The organism is Marinoscillum luteum (genome assembly GCF_044005705.1).
GTDB lineage: Bacteria > Bacteroidota > Bacteroidia > Cytophagales > Cyclobacteriaceae > Marinoscillum > Marinoscillum luteum.
The window spans coordinates 201,025-218,579 of record NZ_JBIPKE010000017.1; the positions used below are offsets into that span (position 1 = coordinate 201,025).

Annotated in this window: 18 protein-coding genes; 6 read left to right on the plus strand and 12 right to left on the minus strand. The window is 47.1% G+C overall.

Features of this window, described 5'->3' with window-relative positions:
• Positions 1-58: 58 nt before the first annotated feature.
• On the plus strand, positions 59-349 hold the full coding sequence (locus ACHKAR_RS12060; RefSeq protein WP_159585044.1) for a sll1863 family stress response protein: 291 nt from the start codon (positions 59-61) through the stop codon (positions 347-349).
• 3 nt (positions 350-352) lie between these two features.
• Here the strand turns inward: ACHKAR_RS12060 and ACHKAR_RS12065 are convergent, their stop codons facing one another.
• The 10 genes from ACHKAR_RS12065 to xerD all read right to left on the minus strand — a co-directional run bounded on the left by ACHKAR_RS12065 (position 353) and on the right by xerD (position 11,642).
• Positions 353-1,210, minus strand: coding sequence for a nucleoside phosphorylase (locus tag ACHKAR_RS12065; RefSeq protein ID WP_159585043.1), 858 nt, complete (start codon positions 1,208-1,210; stop codon positions 353-355).
• Positions 1,211-1,231: 21 nt separating this feature from the next.
• On the minus strand, positions 1,232-2,197 hold the full coding sequence (trhO, locus tag ACHKAR_RS12070; RefSeq protein ID WP_395417582.1) for an oxygen-dependent tRNA uridine(34) hydroxylase TrhO: 966 nt from the start codon (positions 2,195-2,197) through the stop codon (positions 1,232-1,234).
• A gap of 94 nt (positions 2,198-2,291) precedes the next feature.
• Positions 2,292-2,933, minus strand: a complete 642-nt coding sequence (locus ACHKAR_RS12075) for an acetyltransferase (RefSeq protein WP_159585041.1) — start codon at positions 2,931-2,933, stop codon at positions 2,292-2,294.
• Positions 2,934-2,969: 36 nt separating this feature from the next.
• Complete coding sequence (locus ACHKAR_RS12080; protein ID WP_395417583.1) at positions 2,970-4,175, minus strand: hypothetical protein; 1,206 nt, start codon at positions 4,173-4,175, stop codon at positions 2,970-2,972.
• Positions 4,172-5,443, minus strand: coding sequence for a DUF2851 family protein (locus ACHKAR_RS12085; protein WP_395417584.1), 1,272 nt, complete (start codon positions 5,441-5,443; stop codon positions 4,172-4,174). Before ACHKAR_RS12085 ends, ACHKAR_RS12080 begins: the two co-directional genes overlap by 4 nt.
• Positions 5,444-5,500: 57 nt before the next feature.
• On the minus strand, positions 5,501-6,322 hold the full coding sequence (gene pyrF / locus ACHKAR_RS12090; RefSeq protein WP_159585038.1) for an orotidine-5'-phosphate decarboxylase: 822 nt from the start codon (positions 6,320-6,322) through the stop codon (positions 5,501-5,503).
• Between the two features lie 92 nt (positions 6,323-6,414).
• On the minus strand, positions 6,415-7,044 hold the full coding sequence (locus ACHKAR_RS12095) for a LolA family protein (protein ID WP_159585037.1): 630 nt from the start codon (positions 7,042-7,044) through the stop codon (positions 6,415-6,417).
• A gap of 41 nt (positions 7,045-7,085) precedes the next feature.
• Positions 7,086-9,677: an FtsK/SpoIIIE family DNA translocase gene (locus tag ACHKAR_RS12100; RefSeq protein WP_395417585.1), complete on the minus strand. Its 2,592-nt coding sequence runs from the start codon at positions 9,675-9,677 to the stop codon at positions 7,086-7,088.
• Entirely contained in the window at positions 9,670-10,698 is a 1,029-nt protein-coding gene (locus ACHKAR_RS12105; RefSeq protein WP_395417586.1) for a quinone-dependent dihydroorotate dehydrogenase, read from the minus strand. Before ACHKAR_RS12105 ends, ACHKAR_RS12100 begins: the two co-directional genes overlap by 8 nt.
• Positions 10,698-11,642: a site-specific tyrosine recombinase XerD gene (gene xerD, locus ACHKAR_RS12110; RefSeq protein WP_395417860.1), complete on the minus strand. Its 945-nt coding sequence runs from the start codon at positions 11,640-11,642 to the stop codon at positions 10,698-10,700. Before xerD ends, ACHKAR_RS12105 begins: the two co-directional genes overlap by 1 nt.
• On the opposite strand from xerD, the gene aroQ reads away from it, so the two are divergent.
• Both aroQ and ACHKAR_RS12120 read left to right on the plus strand, forming a co-directional pair.
• Complete coding sequence (gene aroQ / locus ACHKAR_RS12115; protein WP_159585034.1) at positions 11,629-12,048, plus strand: type II 3-dehydroquinate dehydratase; 420 nt, start codon at positions 11,629-11,631, stop codon at positions 12,046-12,048. The genes xerD and aroQ overlap by 14 nt on opposite strands.
• A complete protein-coding gene (locus tag ACHKAR_RS12120; protein ID WP_395417587.1) occupies positions 12,045-13,109 on the plus strand; it encodes an aminotransferase class V-fold PLP-dependent enzyme in 1,065 nt (354 codons plus the stop codon). The genes aroQ and ACHKAR_RS12120 overlap by 4 nt, the downstream gene beginning before the upstream one ends.
• Here the strand turns inward: ACHKAR_RS12120 and ACHKAR_RS12125 are convergent.
• A complete protein-coding gene (locus tag ACHKAR_RS12125; RefSeq protein ID WP_395417588.1) occupies positions 13,087-14,400 on the minus strand; it encodes a tetratricopeptide repeat protein in 1,314 nt (437 codons plus the stop codon). The genes ACHKAR_RS12120 and ACHKAR_RS12125 overlap by 23 nt on opposite strands.
• Positions 14,401-14,491: 91 nt before the next feature.
• Here ACHKAR_RS12125 and ACHKAR_RS12130 point away from each other — a divergent pair, with 91 nt between their 5' ends.
• The 3 genes from ACHKAR_RS12130 to ACHKAR_RS12140 are packed head-to-tail and all read left to right on the plus strand — an operon-like array spanning position 14,492 to position 16,225.
• Positions 14,492-15,064: a MarC family protein gene (locus ACHKAR_RS12130; protein ID WP_159585031.1), complete on the plus strand. Its 573-nt coding sequence runs from the start codon at positions 14,492-14,494 to the stop codon at positions 15,062-15,064.
• Positions 15,061-15,519 carry a ribonuclease HI gene (gene rnhA / locus ACHKAR_RS12135; protein WP_395417589.1) on the plus strand — a complete coding sequence of 153 codons (459 nt, stop codon included), beginning with the start codon at positions 15,061-15,063 and terminating at the stop codon, positions 15,517-15,519. The genes ACHKAR_RS12130 and rnhA overlap by 4 nt, the downstream gene beginning before the upstream one ends.
• Positions 15,520-15,568: 49 nt before the next feature.
• On the plus strand, positions 15,569-16,225 hold the full coding sequence (locus ACHKAR_RS12140) for a tRNA1(Val) (adenine(37)-N6)-methyltransferase (RefSeq protein ID WP_395417590.1): 657 nt from the start codon (positions 15,569-15,571) through the stop codon (positions 16,223-16,225).
• Here ACHKAR_RS12140 and ACHKAR_RS12145 read toward each other — a convergent pair whose 3' ends face one another.
• Positions 16,226-17,554 carry a saccharopine dehydrogenase family protein gene (locus tag ACHKAR_RS12145; RefSeq protein WP_159585028.1) on the minus strand — a complete coding sequence of 443 codons (1,329 nt, stop codon included), beginning with the start codon at positions 17,552-17,554 and terminating at the stop codon, positions 16,226-16,228.
• Position 17,555 lies beyond the last annotated feature (1 nt).

The window sequence follows — 17,555 nt, forward strand, 5'->3', positions numbered from 1 at the left end:
ATGGTTGGAAATAATTGACCTTATCTTTAATTTCCTTAACGAACCAGATAACAAACCAATGGCAAACGACACTAAAGGACAAGTAGAGAAAATATTAGCTGAACTTGGCAAAAAGATTGATCAACTCATTGTAGAAACCAAAAATGCCAGTGGTGATGTGCGCGAGGATGTGGAGAAGAAGATCCAGGAGCTAAAGAAGAAAAAGGAGAAACTGGAGAAGGACTTTGAGAGCTACAAGGGAAAAAATGAAGGCAAATGGCAGGATGCCAAGTCTCATTTGTCCAGTGCCATACAGGAGTTGAAAAAGGCCATCGAGGCGATGTTCAAGGATAACTCAGCATCCAAATAATTTCTAGATTGTTTCCAGTACTTTTCGGATAAGGGAGTCCACCACTTTGTTGGGGTCTTTCGAAAACTTATTCCTGATCCTGTTGGCAATGATAGCATTCATACTAATCATTTCATGGCCCAACAGTTTGGCCAGGGCGTAGTACCCGGCTGTTTCCATTTCGAGGTTGGTCAGCCAGAAATTACCTACATGAAAATAATTGAGCTTGTCCACCAGGTCTGGGTAACGGATGGGCACTCTGAGTGATCTGCCCTGTGGCGCATAGAATCCATGACAAGTTACGGTGTTGCCCAGTACGGTTTTGTCCCGAAACTGCTCGATGAGTTCATCAGAGCCTCGGACGCAGTAAGGTAGGTAGGGCAGTCCTATTTCTTTTTGTAAGGCCTGACTCACTTCAAGCTCCAGACCCTCCATTTCCATTTGATAAAAATGAACCATCGGGTCCATACCTATCCCGTATTCACTCATCACATGACTCCCCAGTCGGATGTCGTTCTGTATACTTGCCGACGTACCGATCCTGATGATTTTCAGGCGTGTAGGGTTAGGCTTTGGCTCCCTGGTCTTCAGATTAATATTGAATACCGCATCCAGCTCATTCATCAGGATCTCTACATTGTCAGTGCCCATTCCGGTACTGATGACGGTGAGTCTTTTGCCTTTGTAAGTGCCTGTGTGCGTGATGAACTCACGCTTGTTCATTTCAAACTCTATCTTGTCGAAATGGCGCGATACACGGTGAACCCTGCTGGGATCACCCACCGTGATGATTTTATCGGAAACGTTCTCAGGTTTTAAGTTGAGGTGATAAATACTCCCATCAGGATTGATGATGAGGTCTGTTTCAGAAAATTTGGCCATAGGGAGTATTTTTCTACGATGTTAAGAGCTGGTATTTTTTTGGCGCTTTAGTCCTCGGTACGGGTTATATCCGTTCATTTCCTTTTGGTAAAACCCAGTGCCATCATAAGGCCTCACATCCGGATTTTTAGCACACTCCTCAGAGCAGCAGCCATTGTATACACGGGCGCCCTCTTCGCTCATTGGGATGTGCTTGTTACAGTGCGGATTGGCGCAGTTGACCATTCGGTCACTGGGAACTCCCGTCACATAGCACCTGGAAATGATTTTTGGATTCACCTTATTGAGGTCTTTGACGATCCGATTGTCAAAAACATAGCATTTTCCCTCAAAATCTTCCCCTTCTGCTTCTATGCCATATTTGATAATGCCACCATGGAGCTGATGTACGTCTTTGAATCCCTGCTCCAGGAGGTATGCACTGGCTTTTTCACATTTAATGCCGCCGGTGCAGTAGGTGATCACTTTTTTATCTTTGAGCGATTCCAGCTCCTTTACTTTTTCAGGAAAGTCTCTGAAATTTTCAATGTCCAGTGTAATGGCATTTTTGAATTTGCCTACTTCGTGCTCATAGTTGGAGCGTACATCCAGAATGACCGTGTCTTCGGGCTGCTCTTTCAAGATTTTCCTGAATTCGTCCGGTTCCACATAGGCACCGGTTCGTTTGGTAGGGTCAATGTGAGGGAGGCTGGCGTGCACGATCTCGGGCTTCACTCGCACGTGCAATTTGGTGAAGGTGTGATCTGGCACAGACTCCACTTTAAACTCCACGTGGCTGAACCTCGGGTCTGATTGTACATCTTTCATGTACTGCTCACAATCCGCTCGCAAGCCAGAAACAGTGCCGTTGAGCCCTTCTGAGGCCACAATAATGCGGCCTTTAAGATTGAGTTCCAGACATTTGAGGTGATGTTGCTCTCTGAATAATTCGGGATCCTCGATCCTCGAATAGCAATAGTAAAGTAGGTTTAAGTATTCTGCTTCCATAACTGAGCCTTGTTTCGGCAAGGTGTTTGAAAAAGGAATAGTGGTTTAAAACAGCAAATTAAACGAATGAGCCTCAAAAAGGCATTATAAAAGATTATTTTGAGTCGATGACGGTGGCCGGGTTACCAAAAACGGTTTTGCCATCTGCCACATCAGCGATGACCACCGATCCTGCACCGATCCGTGCTTTTTTGCCAATTTTCACTCCGGCTACAATCAGAGAGCCGCTGCCAATAAAGGCTTCGTTGGCGATCTCTACTCCAGAGTTGATGGTGGTGCCTGCTCCCACTTGCACAAAATCACCCATTTTCACCTCATGCTCAATGGTGGCCCCAGTGTGAATAAGGCAATGCTGGCCAATGACCGCATTGGCACCCAGGGTCACACGGGCATTGATAAAATTACCATGTCCAATGACGGCAGAGTTGGAAATGATCGCAGCATCATGGATGGCGTTGGTGGGCATCACCTTGCGGGTGTCCATGAGCATCTTCACCTGTCTTTTGCGAAGGGCATTGTCATCCGTGGCTACAAAGGCCTCTGTTTTTTGACCAATCAGTTTGATAAAGCCGTGATCGTCTGTTTTGCCTAATACGGTCACATCATCTATCTCCTGGCCGTGCATCTCTGCGTCATCTTCCAGAAACCCATAGACAACCACGCGGTTGCTTTTGAAAATCTCTAGTGCGGCTTTGCCGATACCCTTTGCTCCGAAAATGATAACTGGTTTCTCCATAGTCCTGAAAATCAGGCTGCAAAGGTAGTGAAAAGCCTATTCTTTAGAAAGGAATCTCTTCACAGGAATGATGAGCAGAATAAAGAGCAGGAAGGGCAGGTAAGCGGCCTTGTAGCGCTCCAGTGACCCCAGGTTTGGAGATACCACAGGTAGAAAGGTGGCCAGAGCAGCAGTGTAGCCTACTGCTATCCAACCCAAAGCGGTAAATCGATAGCGATGCGCATGAAAGAGGCTGTAGAAAAATAAGAGTAGAAAAAAAAGGTTTTGGATCGCTCCTACCATCAAAGGTCCCCTGACTTCCCACATGAAAGGTCTGAACAGCCCGGCAATAAAACCTTTGGGTAAATGCTGAATCAGACTGGTGTAAGTAGGCTCCAGATCAGGGAAATGGAGGGTTTTGTCAGGATCTGAATCACTGCAAATTATCTGATGAGTATTGTACACCGCAGAGGGCAGTTGGTCAAAGTGGAGGTTTTTATTGACTTGTGTCACCAGCGCCCCCATCAAAATAATCCAGCCCAAAGTCAAGAGTAGTTTATGTGTTTTTCGGGATACCAAAGCATTCAGCACTTTGGCCCATGCCAAAATCCCCATGAACAGGGCGGCCATGGCCACCAGATAGAATTTCAGATAAAAGAGTACCAACAACCCACCCCCGACCAGAAAGTATTCTCTCAGCCGGTTGGTGGTATGGTGCCAATAGCGGACGCAGAAGCCTGCCAGCATACAGATCGCACCGTTGACGATGGGATCTTTCAGTACACCGGAGGACCAAAACATGGCCGTGGGGAGAAAGAGAAAGGCAACAACAGCCGCTAAAAAGTACCTGGGATGATGCTGATGAATGCGAGTCACCAGATACCAGCTGCCATAAAATCCGGCAAACGAAAGATAAAGTCCACTCATCCAGTAGTTTCCACCGGTGATTAGGTACAGAATGCTCAGGATTTTAATAAAAAACTCGTTTCTGGCCTCTCCCATATAGATCGGATGTTGCGCAGTGAGGAGTGAGCGGGTATATTCTGAAAAAGAATCATTCGAGAGCTGAAAGAGGGCGGTGGCCTCCTCGTGGAAGTAAACCGTGTCGCCAGCACCTAAATGAACCAGATAGAACCACCCAAGCGCTAGTCCACAGCACAATCTAAAGACCAGCCCGCTCCAGTAAAATACCCTGAAGGTAGCACCGGGCTGTAGGAGATAGGCCAGTCCAGCCAGAAACAAGATGCTCAAAAGCTGAATCATTTGGGTGGGTTAAGTATAAACATCCCAATATTACACCTTAAGCATTTCTTTGGTGTACAAAACGACTGGTATTGATAAATCAGACCCTGAGTCTCTGCCCCATTGCCGGGGGTTACGCCCCGGTCTATCCACTTTTGTATGACATGATTGGACTCAGGGGGGAGTTGCTCCAGGATGTGCTGGGCACGCTCCAGATAAATGACTTCATCCAGGTATTTGGAGTAAGCACCCAAAACAGGAGCCAGTGAATTGATAATGATGTTTTCAATGGATTTTGTGCCTATTCTCGGACTTTTGGTTGTGGGTTTTCCGAAATCGAAATGTGAGTTCCAGTAGTCCGGCAGGCTTTTTTGGAGAAAGCCAACGGCCTCTTTCCGCCCTGAAATGTTCAGAAGGTTGGCCAGGAGTTGATTTTCCTGTGTAAGAAAAGCTGCAAACTGACTCAGCCTCACGGAGGGAAAATTGGCAGGTCGCATTTTGGCATGTTTCCAATGGTGCCTATCCAGCATTCGGTGGAGTTGAAACTTTTTGGCCAGGTAGCTGAACTCAGCACTCAAACTGGCCTGATACTCATCCACAGGGTCCTCCAGAAAGCCTGCCATTCCGAAAATAAGGGCGTAGATCTGTTGTTCCTTGCCGGCATGTTTTCGGATGACATGATAAGGTAGGGAAGAGGCCAGCTTCAGAAAAGCTTCTGCATTGGTTTTGAATCCAAAATTTCGGGCCAGCGTCTGGTAGACTGTTTCTTCCCAGTCGCCCCCCAGTTGTTCAAGCGTATCCAGCACACGCACGCTCTTCTCCTGCAGGCGTGAGGCAACCGCCCGATCGATCATTGCGCTGATCTGGATCTGCGGGATATCCCCAAGTTTGGGGCCGCAGCGAATCACCTCTGGCTGGTTGATATACCTGCGGTACTCCTGTTCCAGGTTGGTGGCCACATATTGAGACATTTCCAGGGTAGGGAGGGGCTCTTCATTGACCAGAATGTCACCATCATTGATCCAAACTACATGAAGGATGACGTTCTCATAGGCCCTGTCAGTTTGATGTTTGTGTCGGTTCCAGTCAGAGGACTTGTAGTGTATTTCCACAGAGCCAGACCAGGTGAGGTCATCTATTTTAATTTTGGCTTCCAGAAAATCGGGCCCAGAGTGATGATTCTGATGCCCTGTCTGGAAAACGGTCAGACTGCTTCCATTGGAGAGGATCAGCTCCTTTGACTCGAACTTTTGAAATTTCCAGAGAAACTGCAGAAAGTATTCATCCATAGACGGGCGGTTTGATGAACCCTAATATAGTGCTATTGTGGCTTTCTTGAGCCCTTCTTAGCCAAAATGCTTCTGAAGCTCGGCGGCCATTTGTACCTGCACTTCCTGGGCAGCTTTAGCGGCTTTCTGTGCAAAATCCTCCCCGTTTCCGGCATAGATAATACCTCTGGAGGAGTTGACTATGAGCCCACACTGCCGGTTCATTCCGTACTTACAAACCTGGGAGAGACTGCCTCCCTGAGCACCTACACCAGGTATGAGCAGAAAGTGATCCGGGACCAGTGCCCGTACTCCTACAAGCGATTCGGGCCGGGTGGCACCTACCACATACATCATGTTGTTAGGGTTGCTCCAGGTGGCACTGGTGCGAATCACGCGTTCATAGAGCTTTTCACTTGAGTTTTCTATGAGCACTTCCTGAAAGTCGAAAGAACCGCTGTTGGAGGTGGCTGCCAATAAGATGACCCACTTTCTGGAATAATTGAGATAAGGTGTGACCGAGTCTTCGCCCATGTATGGGGTTACCGTGACTGAGTCAAAATTCATGTTTTCAAAAAAAGCTTTGGCATACATGTTTGAGGTATTCCCTATGTCGCCGCGCTTAGCGTCTGCGATGGTAAATACATCATCAGGCATATACTCCATGGTTTTCTCCAAAGAGGCCAGACCTCTGCTGCCGAGGGCTTCGTAAAAGGCCAGGTTGGGCTTGTAGGCAATGGCATACGGATAGGTGGCATCTATGATCTGTTTATTGAATTCAAAGATGGGATCTTCCGCCGCTAGTAAATGCTTAGGGATTTTTTCCAGATCTGTGTCCAGTCCTACACACAGGAAAGATTCTTTTTCCTTGATCTTGTCAAATAGTTGTTGCCGGGTCATGCCTTAGGAGAAAATTTAAGGCAATTTAAACATTATTGTGAGGGGTGAAAATGGAAATTGGCATGTATTCATGCCAATTTCTATTTAGGTTCTTATCGGAAGTCGATGACTTCCACGCCAGGGTATTTACTTTCATCGAAAGTAAAAAAGGAGTCTTTCACATCATTTTTCACCTGAAATTTTTCAATGGTGTAGATGTATTTGTTTCCTGATCGCTCCATGACGGTAAATTTCTTGAGGTCATCATTCTTGTCAATCTGGAGTCGGATCTTGTAGTAACTTTTGTCCTTACTTACAGGATCTAGTTCCACGATTCTGGAACCATCTTTATTCACAGACATCAGTACGTATTTGAACCCGTCTTTGTACAAATCATAGATGTTGCCCAAAGTGATCTCCTCATCTTCGGGTTGGTAGGTATTCACCGTTACTTCGTCAAGCTCTGCACTGTAGCTGTATACATCGGTGCCATTGTTATATATCTCCTGACCGGCCACTTTCAGCACGTACTTATCATCTTTTACCAGGATGTTTCCAGATATTTTATCATTGATCTCAGCGCTTTCATTGATGAGCTCTTGCGAAAAGTCAGCAGAGTAAGCGCCTATTTTTTTGTATTTGGCACTCATTGCATTGAGTACGGCCAACGCATCAGGGTCATACTGAGCCTGAGTGTTGAAGGCGAAACAGACTGCCGCTATTAGATAAATCAATTTTCTCATGTCCTTTCTTGTCTAATTATGCTTTCGCAATTTGGTTATTTTTAATGCTTTTGGTTGATGTCATTCAATAACTGTTCCAAAGCGTACTCATCCTGCACTAAAACTTCTCTGGCCTTGCTACCTTCAAAGGATCCCACGATCCCGGCAGCTTCTAATTGATCAATCAGTCTGCCGGCCCTGTTGTAGCCTAGTTTCATTTTTCTCTGAATGAGAGAGGTGCTCCCCTGCTGGTGCATGACGATCAGTCGGGCGGCATCATCAAATAGGGAATCACGCTCAGAAAGGTCCACAGAGCCTACTTCTGAAGAGCCCTCATTGTCACCAACATACTCTGGCAGGAGATATGCATCGTCATACCCACGCTGGTCACCCACAAACTCACAAATGCCGTCCACTTCCGGTGTGTCCACAAAAGCACACTGCAGACGGATAAGGTCCGATCCCATGGAGAGTAGCATATCACCTTGCCCGATCAACTGATCAGCTCCGCCTGTATCCAGGATGGTTCTGGAGTCAATTTTGGAGGTTACCCGAAATGACAGACGGGCGGGGAAGTTGGCTTTGATGATACCTGTGATGACATTGACCGAAGGGCGCTGAGTAGCCACAATGAGGTGTATACCTATGGCACGGGCCAGCTGCGCCAGACGAGCAATGGGGGTTTCGATTTCTTTGCCGGCAGTCATCATCAGATCAGCCAGCTCATCGATCACCAGTACGATGTAAGGGAGGTAACGGTGTCCTTTTTGTGGATTGAGCCTTCTCCCAACAAATTTCTTGTTATACTCTTTTAGGTTTCTGCAGCCCGCATCTTTCAGCAGGTCGTAGCGGTGATCCATTTCCATGCAGAGCGAGTTCAGGGTGTTCACCACTTTGGTCGTATCAGTGATGATGGCTTCATCGCTATCTGGAAGTTTGGCCAGGAAGTGGCGTTCCAGTTTATTGAAAAGCGTGAGTTCCACTTTCTTCGGATCCACCATCACAAACTTGAGCTGAGAAGGGTGCTTTTTGTAGATCAGCGAGGTGATGATCAGGTTGAGCCCGACGGATTTTCCCTGTCCGGTAGCTCCAGCCATAAGTAGGTGCGGCATTTTTGCCAGGTCAGTCACGAACACCTCGTTGGAAATGGTCTTACCCAAGACGATGGGCAGGTCCATGGTACTCTTCATGAACTTCTCGGTGGTGATGACGGATTTCACATCCACCATTTCCCGGTTTTTGTTAGGCACCTCTATCCCTATGGTACCACGCCCTGGTATAGGCGCTATGATACGAATGCCAAGCGCCGCCAGACTTAGCGCAATATCATCTTCCAGGTTCTTGATTTTGGAGATTTTCACTCCCGCTTCCGGCACAATCTCATAGAGGGTAACAGTAGGACCAATGGTGGCTTTGATACTGGAAATACCAATCTTGAAGTTGATCAGGGTCTCTACAATCTTGTCCTTATTCTGCTCCAGCTCGTCTTTGGATACCTGAACATCGCGCTGCGGATAATCAATCAGCAGCTCGGGAGTAGGGTATCGGTATTTTGGCAGGTCCAGTGTAGGGTCATAGTTTTCGGTATGATCCACGCGCACTTCATGGTCTTCCGGGATTTCTACCTCTATGCTGAATTCTTCTTCTTTTTTGGGCTTCTCTATGAGGTCTTCCGGTAGCTCAATATGAAATTCCGGTTCTTCCTTAGGGGTCGGTTTTTTGGGCTTTGGCTTGTCTTCCAATGTCCAGGTTTCTACTTCGGCCACCTCTTCATCCTCTGGCTCTTCCTCCTCTTCAGGTGGCGCAGGAGCTGGTTGCTGTGACTTTTCCTCTTTTTCTACTTCTTCTTTTACTTTTTTCAGGATGAAGTCAAGTGAGTTGTCTGTTTCGTCGGATGGCTCGTCCTCATCCTCGCTGTATTCGTCTTCAGCGTCATTCGCTATGGGTTCAGGTTTCCTGAAGATGCCAGCCGCTTTTTCTTTCAGGTTGAGCACCAGATCATCTACCACAGGCACCTGAGTGATGTCAAAGAAGTACATATTGAATACCAGAAAGAGAAAAATCAGGAAAAGGAGTGCACCCCATCCCATGAGCCCGTCAAGGATGATGGCCAGCTCAAAACCGGTGCCGCCACTAAGAAAGCCCCACTCACTCACTTCGTCTGAGCTGAGCATGAAGTAGCCAATGAAGATACTCAGCCAGAGCAGGTAGAAAAGGGAAAAGGAAAAGGCTTTGGTGAGGGAGACAATTCGTTTTTTCCAAATGATTCTATGGCCAACTAAAAAGAGGAATGGCGGGATGAGTAGCGCAGACAACCCAAACCATAGGAAAATAAAGAAGTGTGCAGTGATGGCCCCTATGCTGCCAAACCAGTTTTGTGCCTCCTGGCCCGATTCTTTGATGTTGGTATGCAGAAATGCTTCTACCACACTCTGATCGGCCTTGCCCGTACTCAGGTAAGAGATAAAGGAAATAAACAGAAAGAAAGCCGTGAGCAACAAAAAGAAGCCAACTGCAAGATGAAGTTTGCGGTCATTCAAAAAATCCAATTTGAAATTGAATGACTTGGAAGACGACTGATTTTGTTTTTTATAGGTGTTTTGTGCCATGTGAATCGTACAAAAGTAATGGAGAATCCCCCCTTCATCAAGCATTTGCCAGGATTGCCTGATTGATTTCCTTGATGAGTGCAGGTCCTTTGTATACCAGTCCGGTATATACCTGCACCAGATTGGCCCCAGCGGCTAGTTTTTCAAGGGCATCGGCACCACTTAAAATTCCCCCCACTGCAATGATAGGTATATCACGATTTTGGGCTCGCAGATATTGTATGATTTCAGTGGATCTTTTGAAAACAGGTGCTCCACTCAATCCACCAGCACCTATGGACTCCAGGTTTTTGGCAGATTCTTGCAGGCCACTTCTATCTATGGTGGTGTTGGTAGCGATGATGCCGTCCAGGTTTATATTGCCGGCGATCTCTATGATGTCATCCAGTTGTGAGTTGGTTAGATCTGGTGCGATCTTCAGCAAAATGGGTTTTTGATTGGGCTTTTTCCTGTTGGCTTTTTGCAGCGACCGGAGGAGCGCCTCCAGAGGCTCCTTGTCCTGAAGCTTACGCAGATCAGGGGTATTGGGGGAGCTCACATTCACCACGAAGTAATCCACCTCCGGGTAGAGCACATCAAAACACTTGAGGTAATCATCAGTGGCTTGTTCGTTGGGGGTTACTTTGTTCTTGCCAATGTTTCCACCAATGATGATCCCTTTGGGCTTGTGCTGGAGGTTTTCCTTGGCGGCATGCATGCCTTTGTTATTGAAGCCCATCCGGTTGATGAGTGCATGATCCCCGGGCAGGCGAAAGAGCCGTGGCTCCGGATTTCCCGGCTGGGCCAGGGGAGTCACCGTTCCTATTTCGATGAAGCCAAAACCCATGGCTGCAAACTCATGAATGAACTCGGCGTTTTTGTCGAATCCGGCAGCCAGCCCTACTGGATTTTTGAAGGTAAGTCCGAAAAGCTTTCGTTCAAGCTTGGGGTGCTCCAGTCGGTAGATGGATTTGAAAATGGCTTTGACCAAAGGAATTTTGAAGGATGCCCGCATCGTCTTGGTGGTGAAATGGTGGGCCTTTTCTGCTGGCATGCTGAATAAAAACTTCTTGGCGAGTTGATACATTAGCTTCTCGGATGAAATTCGTTGATGATTTGTTTTAAATAGTCTCTGTCCAGGTGAGTATAAATCTCTGTGGTGGTGATGGACTCGTGGCCCAGCATTTCCTGTACGGCTCGTAAATCCGCTCCACCCTCTATCAGATGTGTAGCAAAGGAGTGTCGGAAAGTGTGTGGGCTGATACTCTTTTTAATGCCGGCCTTGAGTGCCAGGTCTTTGATGATGGTGAAAACACTAATGCGGGAGATGTGTGACCCGCGCATATTGAGAAAGAGAAAGTCCTCATGACCTTTCTTGATGTCCAGGTGGACCCGCACGTGATCTTTATAAAGCCTGATGTACTTGAGGGCTTCCCGCCCGATGGGCACGAGGCGTTCTTTACTGCCTTTTCCGATGACCCGGACAAATCCCTCTTCCACGTAAATGTTGGAGATCCGCAGTTCGATGAGTTCCGTTACACGCAGGCCCGAGCTATAGAGGGTCTCCAGCATGGCCCGGTTTCGGGTGCCCCCATCAGTAGACAGATCGATTTCTGCAAGAAGGGCCTCTATTTCGTGAAACTCCAGCGTGTCGGGTAGCTTTCGGCCTATTTTGGGAGATTCCAAAAGCTCAGAGGGGTCTTTATCTATCAGCTGCTCGTAAAGTAGAAATTTGAAGAACCCTTTTACCCCGGACAACATTCTGGCCTGGGTGTATGGAGACATGCCTAGCTCATTGAGAAACTCGATGAAATCCACCAAATTCGCTTGAGAAACTTTCAATGGGGAGACCTCTAAGTTTTTGATTTCGAAAAACTCACGTAATTTCGTGATGTCTCGCACGTATGCTTCTATGGAATTGCCGGCAAGCGACCGTTCCAGTTTTAGATAATTACGAAATTGCTTGATATAAACGTCCCAACTCACCATGGCGAATTTAGTCTGAGAAACTGTGAACATGAAAATAATCATCATCAACGGACCCAATTTGAACCTACTGGGCAAACGCGAGCCAGATATTTACGGAAGTCAGAAGTTTGAAGACTACTTTGCAGACCTTCAGTCGGCTCATAAGGATATTACACTGGAGTATTTCCAATCCAACCATGAAGGGGCGCTGATCGACAAATTACATGAGGTGGGGTTTGATTATGATGGTATTATTGTCAATCTGGGGGGCTATACGCACACCTCTGTGGCACTGGCAGATGCCATAGCGGCCATCAAATCACCGGTGGTGGAGGTACACATCAGCAATATCCACGCAAGGGAGGCTTTCCGAACACATACCCAGACCGGAACAAATGCAAAGGGAATTATTACAGGTTTGGGATTGAAAGGGTACGACCTGGCCATCAAATACTTTGTGGAGCAATGAAAGTAGCGAATTTTTATCCCGGGCCTTCTCGGGTCTACTCTAACATCACGGAATACATTTACGAGGCCTACATGGACGGCATCATGTCCGTGAATCATCGAAGTGAGGATTTCATGAATCTGATGGAGCTCACCAAGAAAGAGTTGCGTGAAAAACTTCAAATTCCCGCGGACTACGAAATCGCTTTTATATCCTCAGCTACTGAAAACTGGGAGATCATCGCACAGTCGCTTACGCAAAAGGCCAGCCAGCATTTTTACAATGGAGCCTTTGGAGAAAAATGGGCAAGTTATGCCGGTAAACTCACCTCTACCATCAATACCCATTTTGGGATCAATGAGGAGCTACCTACCGGGGATATCGCCAAAAAGGCCGATGTGCTCTGCGTGACACAAAACGAAACATCCAACGCTACTCAGGTGTCTATGAAAAGCCTGAAAATGTTACGGGAGGAAAATGTCGGGAAAATCATAGCCGTAGATGTCACGTCATCGCTTGGTGGGGTTAAACTTGACTTTACGCTGGCTGATGCGTGGTATGCTTCAGTGCAGAAATGCCTGGGATTGCCAGCAGGTATGGGTGTCATGATTCTTTCTCCTTTTGCCGTACAGACTGCCGAGAAAATTGGGGAGCGGGATCACTATAACAGTTTGTTGAATATCCTGGAAAATACCAGGAAGAACCAAACGCAGTATACGCCCAATGTGCTGGGGATCTATCTGCTCTACAAAACACAGCAGGCCACCAAAGGGATCGACTACATTGAGAGCAAACTGGAGAAGCGGATGGAAGAATATGGGTCTTTTGTGGATTCGCAGGATCAAATCAACTATTTGATCACCAATGAGAAAGTACGCTCCAGAACGGTACTGGCACTCGAAACCAGCCGAATGGAAGAATTGAAATCCGGAGCCAAAGAGCAAAGCATCATTTTAGGCAATGGCTATGGCCCCTGGAAATCTTCGACTTTTCGGGTTGCTAACTTCCCTGCTATCAAGAACAAAGAGGTAGAGAAATTGATGGAGTTTCTCAGGAGTTTTACTGGCGTCTCTGCAAGGTAACTGACTCGTTGATCCAGCAGTCTACGGTGATTTTAGAGCCTTCTTCTCTGCTTTCATTGAAAATGTCCTCTATCGAGGGGAATTGTTCTTTGCAAGCATTCATTTGCTCGGTGTTACCTGCTTTCTGATACATTTCATAAGCCGCCAGATACACCGCACGATCCTTTACTTTGCTCTCTCCGGCTTTGCATTCTTCGAAACTCAGGAAATACAGGTTTCCAATCAGGTTGAAAGCCGCGCTGGCACCAGGTTTCACACTCAATGCTTCGTAGGCCACTGATCGAGCCTTTTTCTTATTGCCAAGCTTTACTTCTGTGGAGGCTTGCCCCATCAGAGCATCAAATTTTTGTTCATTGTCCAGTGCCAGGTCTTCCATTTGCTGATAGTAGTACATGGATTTGTCATATTTTCCAGCAAAATAGTATTTGTCCGCCAGTGCTTTGGCCAGAGAATAGGAGGGTGCCGACTGAAAGAACACTTCTCCAGCGGAAATGAAATAAGGCTGATCTGTACATTTGGCAGAGAGGGAATATGAAAATATTTTTTTAGCCAGGTTCAGATCTTCGGGGCTGGATTTAAACTTGGGAACCAGCTGCTCTTCTATAAATTCGCAACTAATAATGTCCCCAAGGGAATTCAGAAAGGCATCGATCTTGTCCTGCTCTTTCTGCAGCTTTTCCTTATTTCCCCCCTGAATGATTTTCTCATCGATCACCGAGGTGATCTTGCCATGGATGTCCAGTACGTCTGTAGCGGAGAGTTCAGCTGGCTTTTGTTTGTAGTAGTAAGTAGCCAGGGTCATATATGGAGTCAGGTTGAAGTCTGAGATATCAGAGGCACTAAATGTATAGAGCTCTTTATACAGCTCCCTCAGCATGGCATATTTGGAGGCATTGCGATAGTAGAGTTTAAAAGCCGTATAAGCCTTCCGGTCAAGCACTGAAGCTTTGTCGTTGAAGTACTTCATTCGCATGTCATAGGTCCAGAGCAGTGAATCCTCCAGCGCAGCTTTGCGGCTGTCTGAGAGGTCTGGCAATTCCAATAGTTCGTCAATGATTTTGGAGCCATCCTGATAGATGGATTCGTGCAGGTTGGGGGTGTTTTGGTAGAGCCAGTTGATCGTGGTGAAGGCTTCCTGATACTTATCTGTCTGCATCAGTACTTTATAGTAGGCCTGCTTCTCTTTGGTTGCTGCATTCATGGTCTCATCTTCAGGCCAGTTCCATCCGGCTTGCGAGGAGGCTGAAAATCCGATACTTACAAGGGCCAAGAGAACGATTATTTTTTGCATAGGAGCGCCATATTAATTTTTAACCAAATTGATAAAAAAAGTCTGTGTTCGTTGAAATCCAACTTAGCTTTGCCTGAAAATTTTAGTACGGATGTTCAATTTTAAGGAAATTATTTCTGTTTCGCTGATTCTTTTTTCAGTGATAGACATTCTGGGGAGTGTGCCAATCATCATAGACTTACGTAAAAAGGCCGGGCATGTTCAATCTGAAAAGGCTACCATAGCCTCCGGGGCGCTGATGATTCTTTTTCTTTTCCTGGGAGAGGGAATCCTCAACCTTTTCGGCATTGATATAGGGTCTTTCGCTATTGCCGGAGCGCTGATCATGTTTTTTATAGGCCTGGAAATGGTGTTGGGGATTCACTTTTTCAGGTCGGATCATGAGGATTTGTCGTCTTCTTCCATCGTGCCCCTGGCTTTCCCGCTCATAGCTGGTGCCGGAACACTGACCACCCTCATTTCACTCAAGGCCGTCTATGCCACCACCAATATTCTGGTGGGTATAGTCCTCAACCTGATTTTCGTGTACCTGGTGCTTAAGTCTTCCAATTGGCTGGAGCGAAAGATAGGTGCGGGTGGTTTTAATATTCTTAGAAAGGTTTTTGGAATTATCTTGCTCTCTATTGCGATCAAAATATTCAAGACCCACTTATTGACTCTATGATCAAAATATATACAGATGGAGCAGCCAAGGGCAACCCCGGACCCGGAGGCTACGGAGCCATTCTGGACTTTCGGGGCAAGAGAAAGGAGCTGTCCGAAGGCTTTCGGATGACCACCAACAACCGAATGGAGCTTTTGGCAGTGATCGTCGGTTTAGAGTCCATTAAGAAGCCCGGATGGGAGGTGCTCATCATCTCTGACTCCAAATATGTGGTAGATGCAGTAGAGAAAGGTTGGGTTTTTGGATGGGAAAAGAAGGGGTTCAAAGGAAAAAAGAATCCGGACCTGTGGCAGCGCTTTCTGAAGATATACAGGCAGCACAAAGTGAAGTTTCAATGGGTGAAAGGCCATGCCGGACATCCCGAAAATGAACGCTGCGATGAGCTGGCCGTACAGGCCGCGGAAGGAGCCGGACTGAAAGTGGATAAGTTTTTCGAGGAAGTGCAAAGTGCCTAATTCCTATTTTCAATTCAAACAATTTCGGATTGACCAGTCGGCATCAGCCATGAAGGTAACCACAGAGGGGTGTCTGTTTGGTGCCTGGGTGGGCACTGTTTGCAAGGTTCCACGCACGGTTTTGGATGTAGGTACGGGCACTGGTCTGCTTAGCCTGATGCTGGCTCAGGTGCACTTGGCCGCTCAGATAGATGCCGTGGAGATGGATGGCCCGGCAGCCACCGAGGCTCAGGCGAACTTTGAGGCCAGCCCGTGGCACGAGCGCATTCAGATGATCATTACTGATGTTCAGTCCTTTACAAATTCTCAGGGGTATGACCTGATCATCGTTAATCCCCCCTTTTATAACCAATCACAACGATCCGATTCCAAATCCATCAACAGGGCCAGGCATGATGCCGAACTGAGCCAGGTGGACTTAGTGGATGCTCTTTGCCGGCTGCTGCATGAGGAAGGAGAGGCATTTGTGCTCTATCCTGTTCGGGAGGCTAAGCAATTTGCAGACCTGGCTATGGGATCAGGACTTTATCTCCAAAGGGCACTGCAAGTGTACGACAGCCCTGGCGCATTACCTTTTCGAGTGATGGGTCAATACGGCTATAGGCAGGTGGATCCGGTAGTTGAGGATTTTTATATTAAAACCGGAGATGGTGGTTACACCTCCGGCTTTGTGAAGTTGTTAAGAGATTTTTATCTCCATTTGTAGCTAAGAGACCGTTTCCCTCTCAGAAAACTCAAAGCCCATGTTCTCCAGCTCATCCAGTATGGGTTCGTAGATTTCCTGCTGAGTGGGGATGGAGACCCCTGTTGTTTTAATTTTTCCTTGAAGAATCATTTTTGCAGCTATGGCCAGGGGCAGTCCCACGGTCTTGGACATGGCAGTGTTCACCGGGTCATCGCCCAATGCGATCATGTGCGCCTGTATCTCCTTAGGCCGGCCATTGTCCAGATAGCTGAACTTGTGCCACATCACAATCATGTCTTTGTCAGTATCGTCAAGTGTCCATTTCTTCTTGAGGATGTGCTCCAATATTTGAGCGGGGGTTCCTTTGTCCAGCCCCACTGGTTCTTCAGAGAAGATATTCAACCAGTTGAGTTTATACATCTCATCAGATTCCAACCCGATATTCAGGTAATGGGCGAGCTTGAGCTCCACCGAATCGTGCGGGTTAAACATCAAAAAGGAGTTGATGAACTGCCGGTGGGTCATTTCAGACACATTTTCCATCTCATAAGTATCATCTGTAGCCCCTAGCTGCACAAAAATGTCCCAGGCTTTGCAGAACCCCGGTCTTCTCAGGGTACCTCGGTAGAGGGTCTGAATGCCCCGCAGCTTGTACAGATCAAGGTACTTGAGCGAGTCACGGTTGGCGTAGCCTTCGAAGTGGCCATATCCGGGTATGTGTATGATTTCAGTCCGCTTGAAAAGTTTGTGATAGGGAATGTATTTGAAACGGGATTCCTGAAGGAATTTCACATTGCCAGTTCCGGCTAAAACGACATTTCGGGGATTCCAGGTAAACTTATACGCCCAGGGATTTTCCTTGAGTTTGTCTTCTGCCAGCAGACCTCCTGTGAAGGTTTCAAATGAGGTAAGCGTGTGCCCCGCAGCTTTGATGCGATCCAGTACCCTCATGGCAGACATGTGATCAATACCCGGGTCGAGCCCCAGTTCCATGATGCATTGATTTCCCGAGGCTGCAAATTGATCTGAAAGGGCTTTGATTTCGGGAGAGATATAAGAGGCGGTGAGCATGTCCCGGCCGATTTCAGCGCAAATGCCCGCCACGATGGGGTGTAGGCTGGCGGGTAGCATGCTGATGACCAGCTGAGCATTGGTGATTTGCGCCGTGGCCAGGGCTTTGTCATTGATATCAAACTCGATGACATCCGCATCCTTAAATTTCTTTCTGGCAATGGAGGTATCCTTTTCGCCAATCACCACTTTCCAGTCGTTTTCCTTAGCGTTTTCCAGGAGGTAATTGATCAGTGAGGTAGAGGAGCGCCCGGCTCCCAGAACCAAAATATGCTTCATA

Bases quoted from the DNA above. Each gene is read 5' to 3' on its own strand.
- ACHKAR_RS12060 (WP_159585044.1), top strand. From the start codon at position 59: ATGGCAAACGACACTAAAGGACAAGTAGAGAAAATATTAGCTGAACTT.
- ACHKAR_RS12065 (WP_159585043.1), bottom strand. From the start codon at position 1,210: ATGGCCAAATTTTCTGAAACAGACCTCATCATCAATCCTGATGGGAGT.
- trhO (WP_395417582.1), bottom strand. From the start codon at position 2,197: ATGGAAGCAGAATACTTAAACCTACTTTACTATTGCTATTCGAGGATC.
- ACHKAR_RS12075 (WP_159585041.1), bottom strand. From the start codon at position 2,933: ATGGAGAAACCAGTTATCATTTTCGGAGCAAAGGGTATCGGCAAAGCC.
- ACHKAR_RS12080 (WP_395417583.1), bottom strand. From the start codon at position 4,175: ATGATTCAGCTTTTGAGCATCTTGTTTCTGGCTGGACTGGCCTATCTC.
- ACHKAR_RS12085 (WP_395417584.1), bottom strand. From the start codon at position 5,443: ATGGATGAATACTTTCTGCAGTTTCTCTGGAAATTTCAAAAGTTCGAG.
- pyrF (WP_159585038.1), bottom strand. From the start codon at position 6,322: ATGACCCGGCAACAACTATTTGACAAGATCAAGGAAAAAGAATCTTTC.
- ACHKAR_RS12095 (WP_159585037.1), bottom strand. From the start codon at position 7,044: ATGAGAAAATTGATTTATCTAATAGCGGCAGTCTGTTTCGCCTTCAAC.
- ACHKAR_RS12100 (WP_395417585.1), bottom strand. From the start codon at position 9,677: ATGCTTGATGAAGGGGGGATTCTCCATTACTTTTGTACGATTCACATG.
- ACHKAR_RS12105 (WP_395417586.1), bottom strand. From the start codon at position 10,698: ATGTATCAACTCGCCAAGAAGTTTTTATTCAGCATGCCAGCAGAAAAG.
- aroQ (WP_159585034.1), top strand. From the start codon at position 11,629: ATGAAAATAATCATCATCAACGGACCCAATTTGAACCTACTGGGCAAA.
- xerD (WP_395417860.1), bottom strand. From the start codon at position 11,642: ATGATTATTTTCATGTTCACAGTTTCTCAGACTAAATTCGCCATGGTG.
- ACHKAR_RS12120 (WP_395417587.1), top strand. From the start codon at position 12,045: ATGAAAGTAGCGAATTTTTATCCCGGGCCTTCTCGGGTCTACTCTAAC.
- ACHKAR_RS12125 (WP_395417588.1), bottom strand. From the start codon at position 14,400: ATGCAAAAAATAATCGTTCTCTTGGCCCTTGTAAGTATCGGATTTTCA.
- ACHKAR_RS12130 (WP_159585031.1), top strand. From the start codon at position 14,492: ATGTTCAATTTTAAGGAAATTATTTCTGTTTCGCTGATTCTTTTTTCA.
- rnhA (WP_395417589.1), top strand. From the start codon at position 15,061: ATGATCAAAATATATACAGATGGAGCAGCCAAGGGCAACCCCGGACCC.
- ACHKAR_RS12140 (WP_395417590.1), top strand. From the start codon at position 15,569: ATGAAGGTAACCACAGAGGGGTGTCTGTTTGGTGCCTGGGTGGGCACT.
- ACHKAR_RS12145 (WP_159585028.1), bottom strand. From the start codon at position 17,554: ATGAAGCATATTTTGGTTCTGGGAGCCGGGCGCTCCTCTACCTCACTG.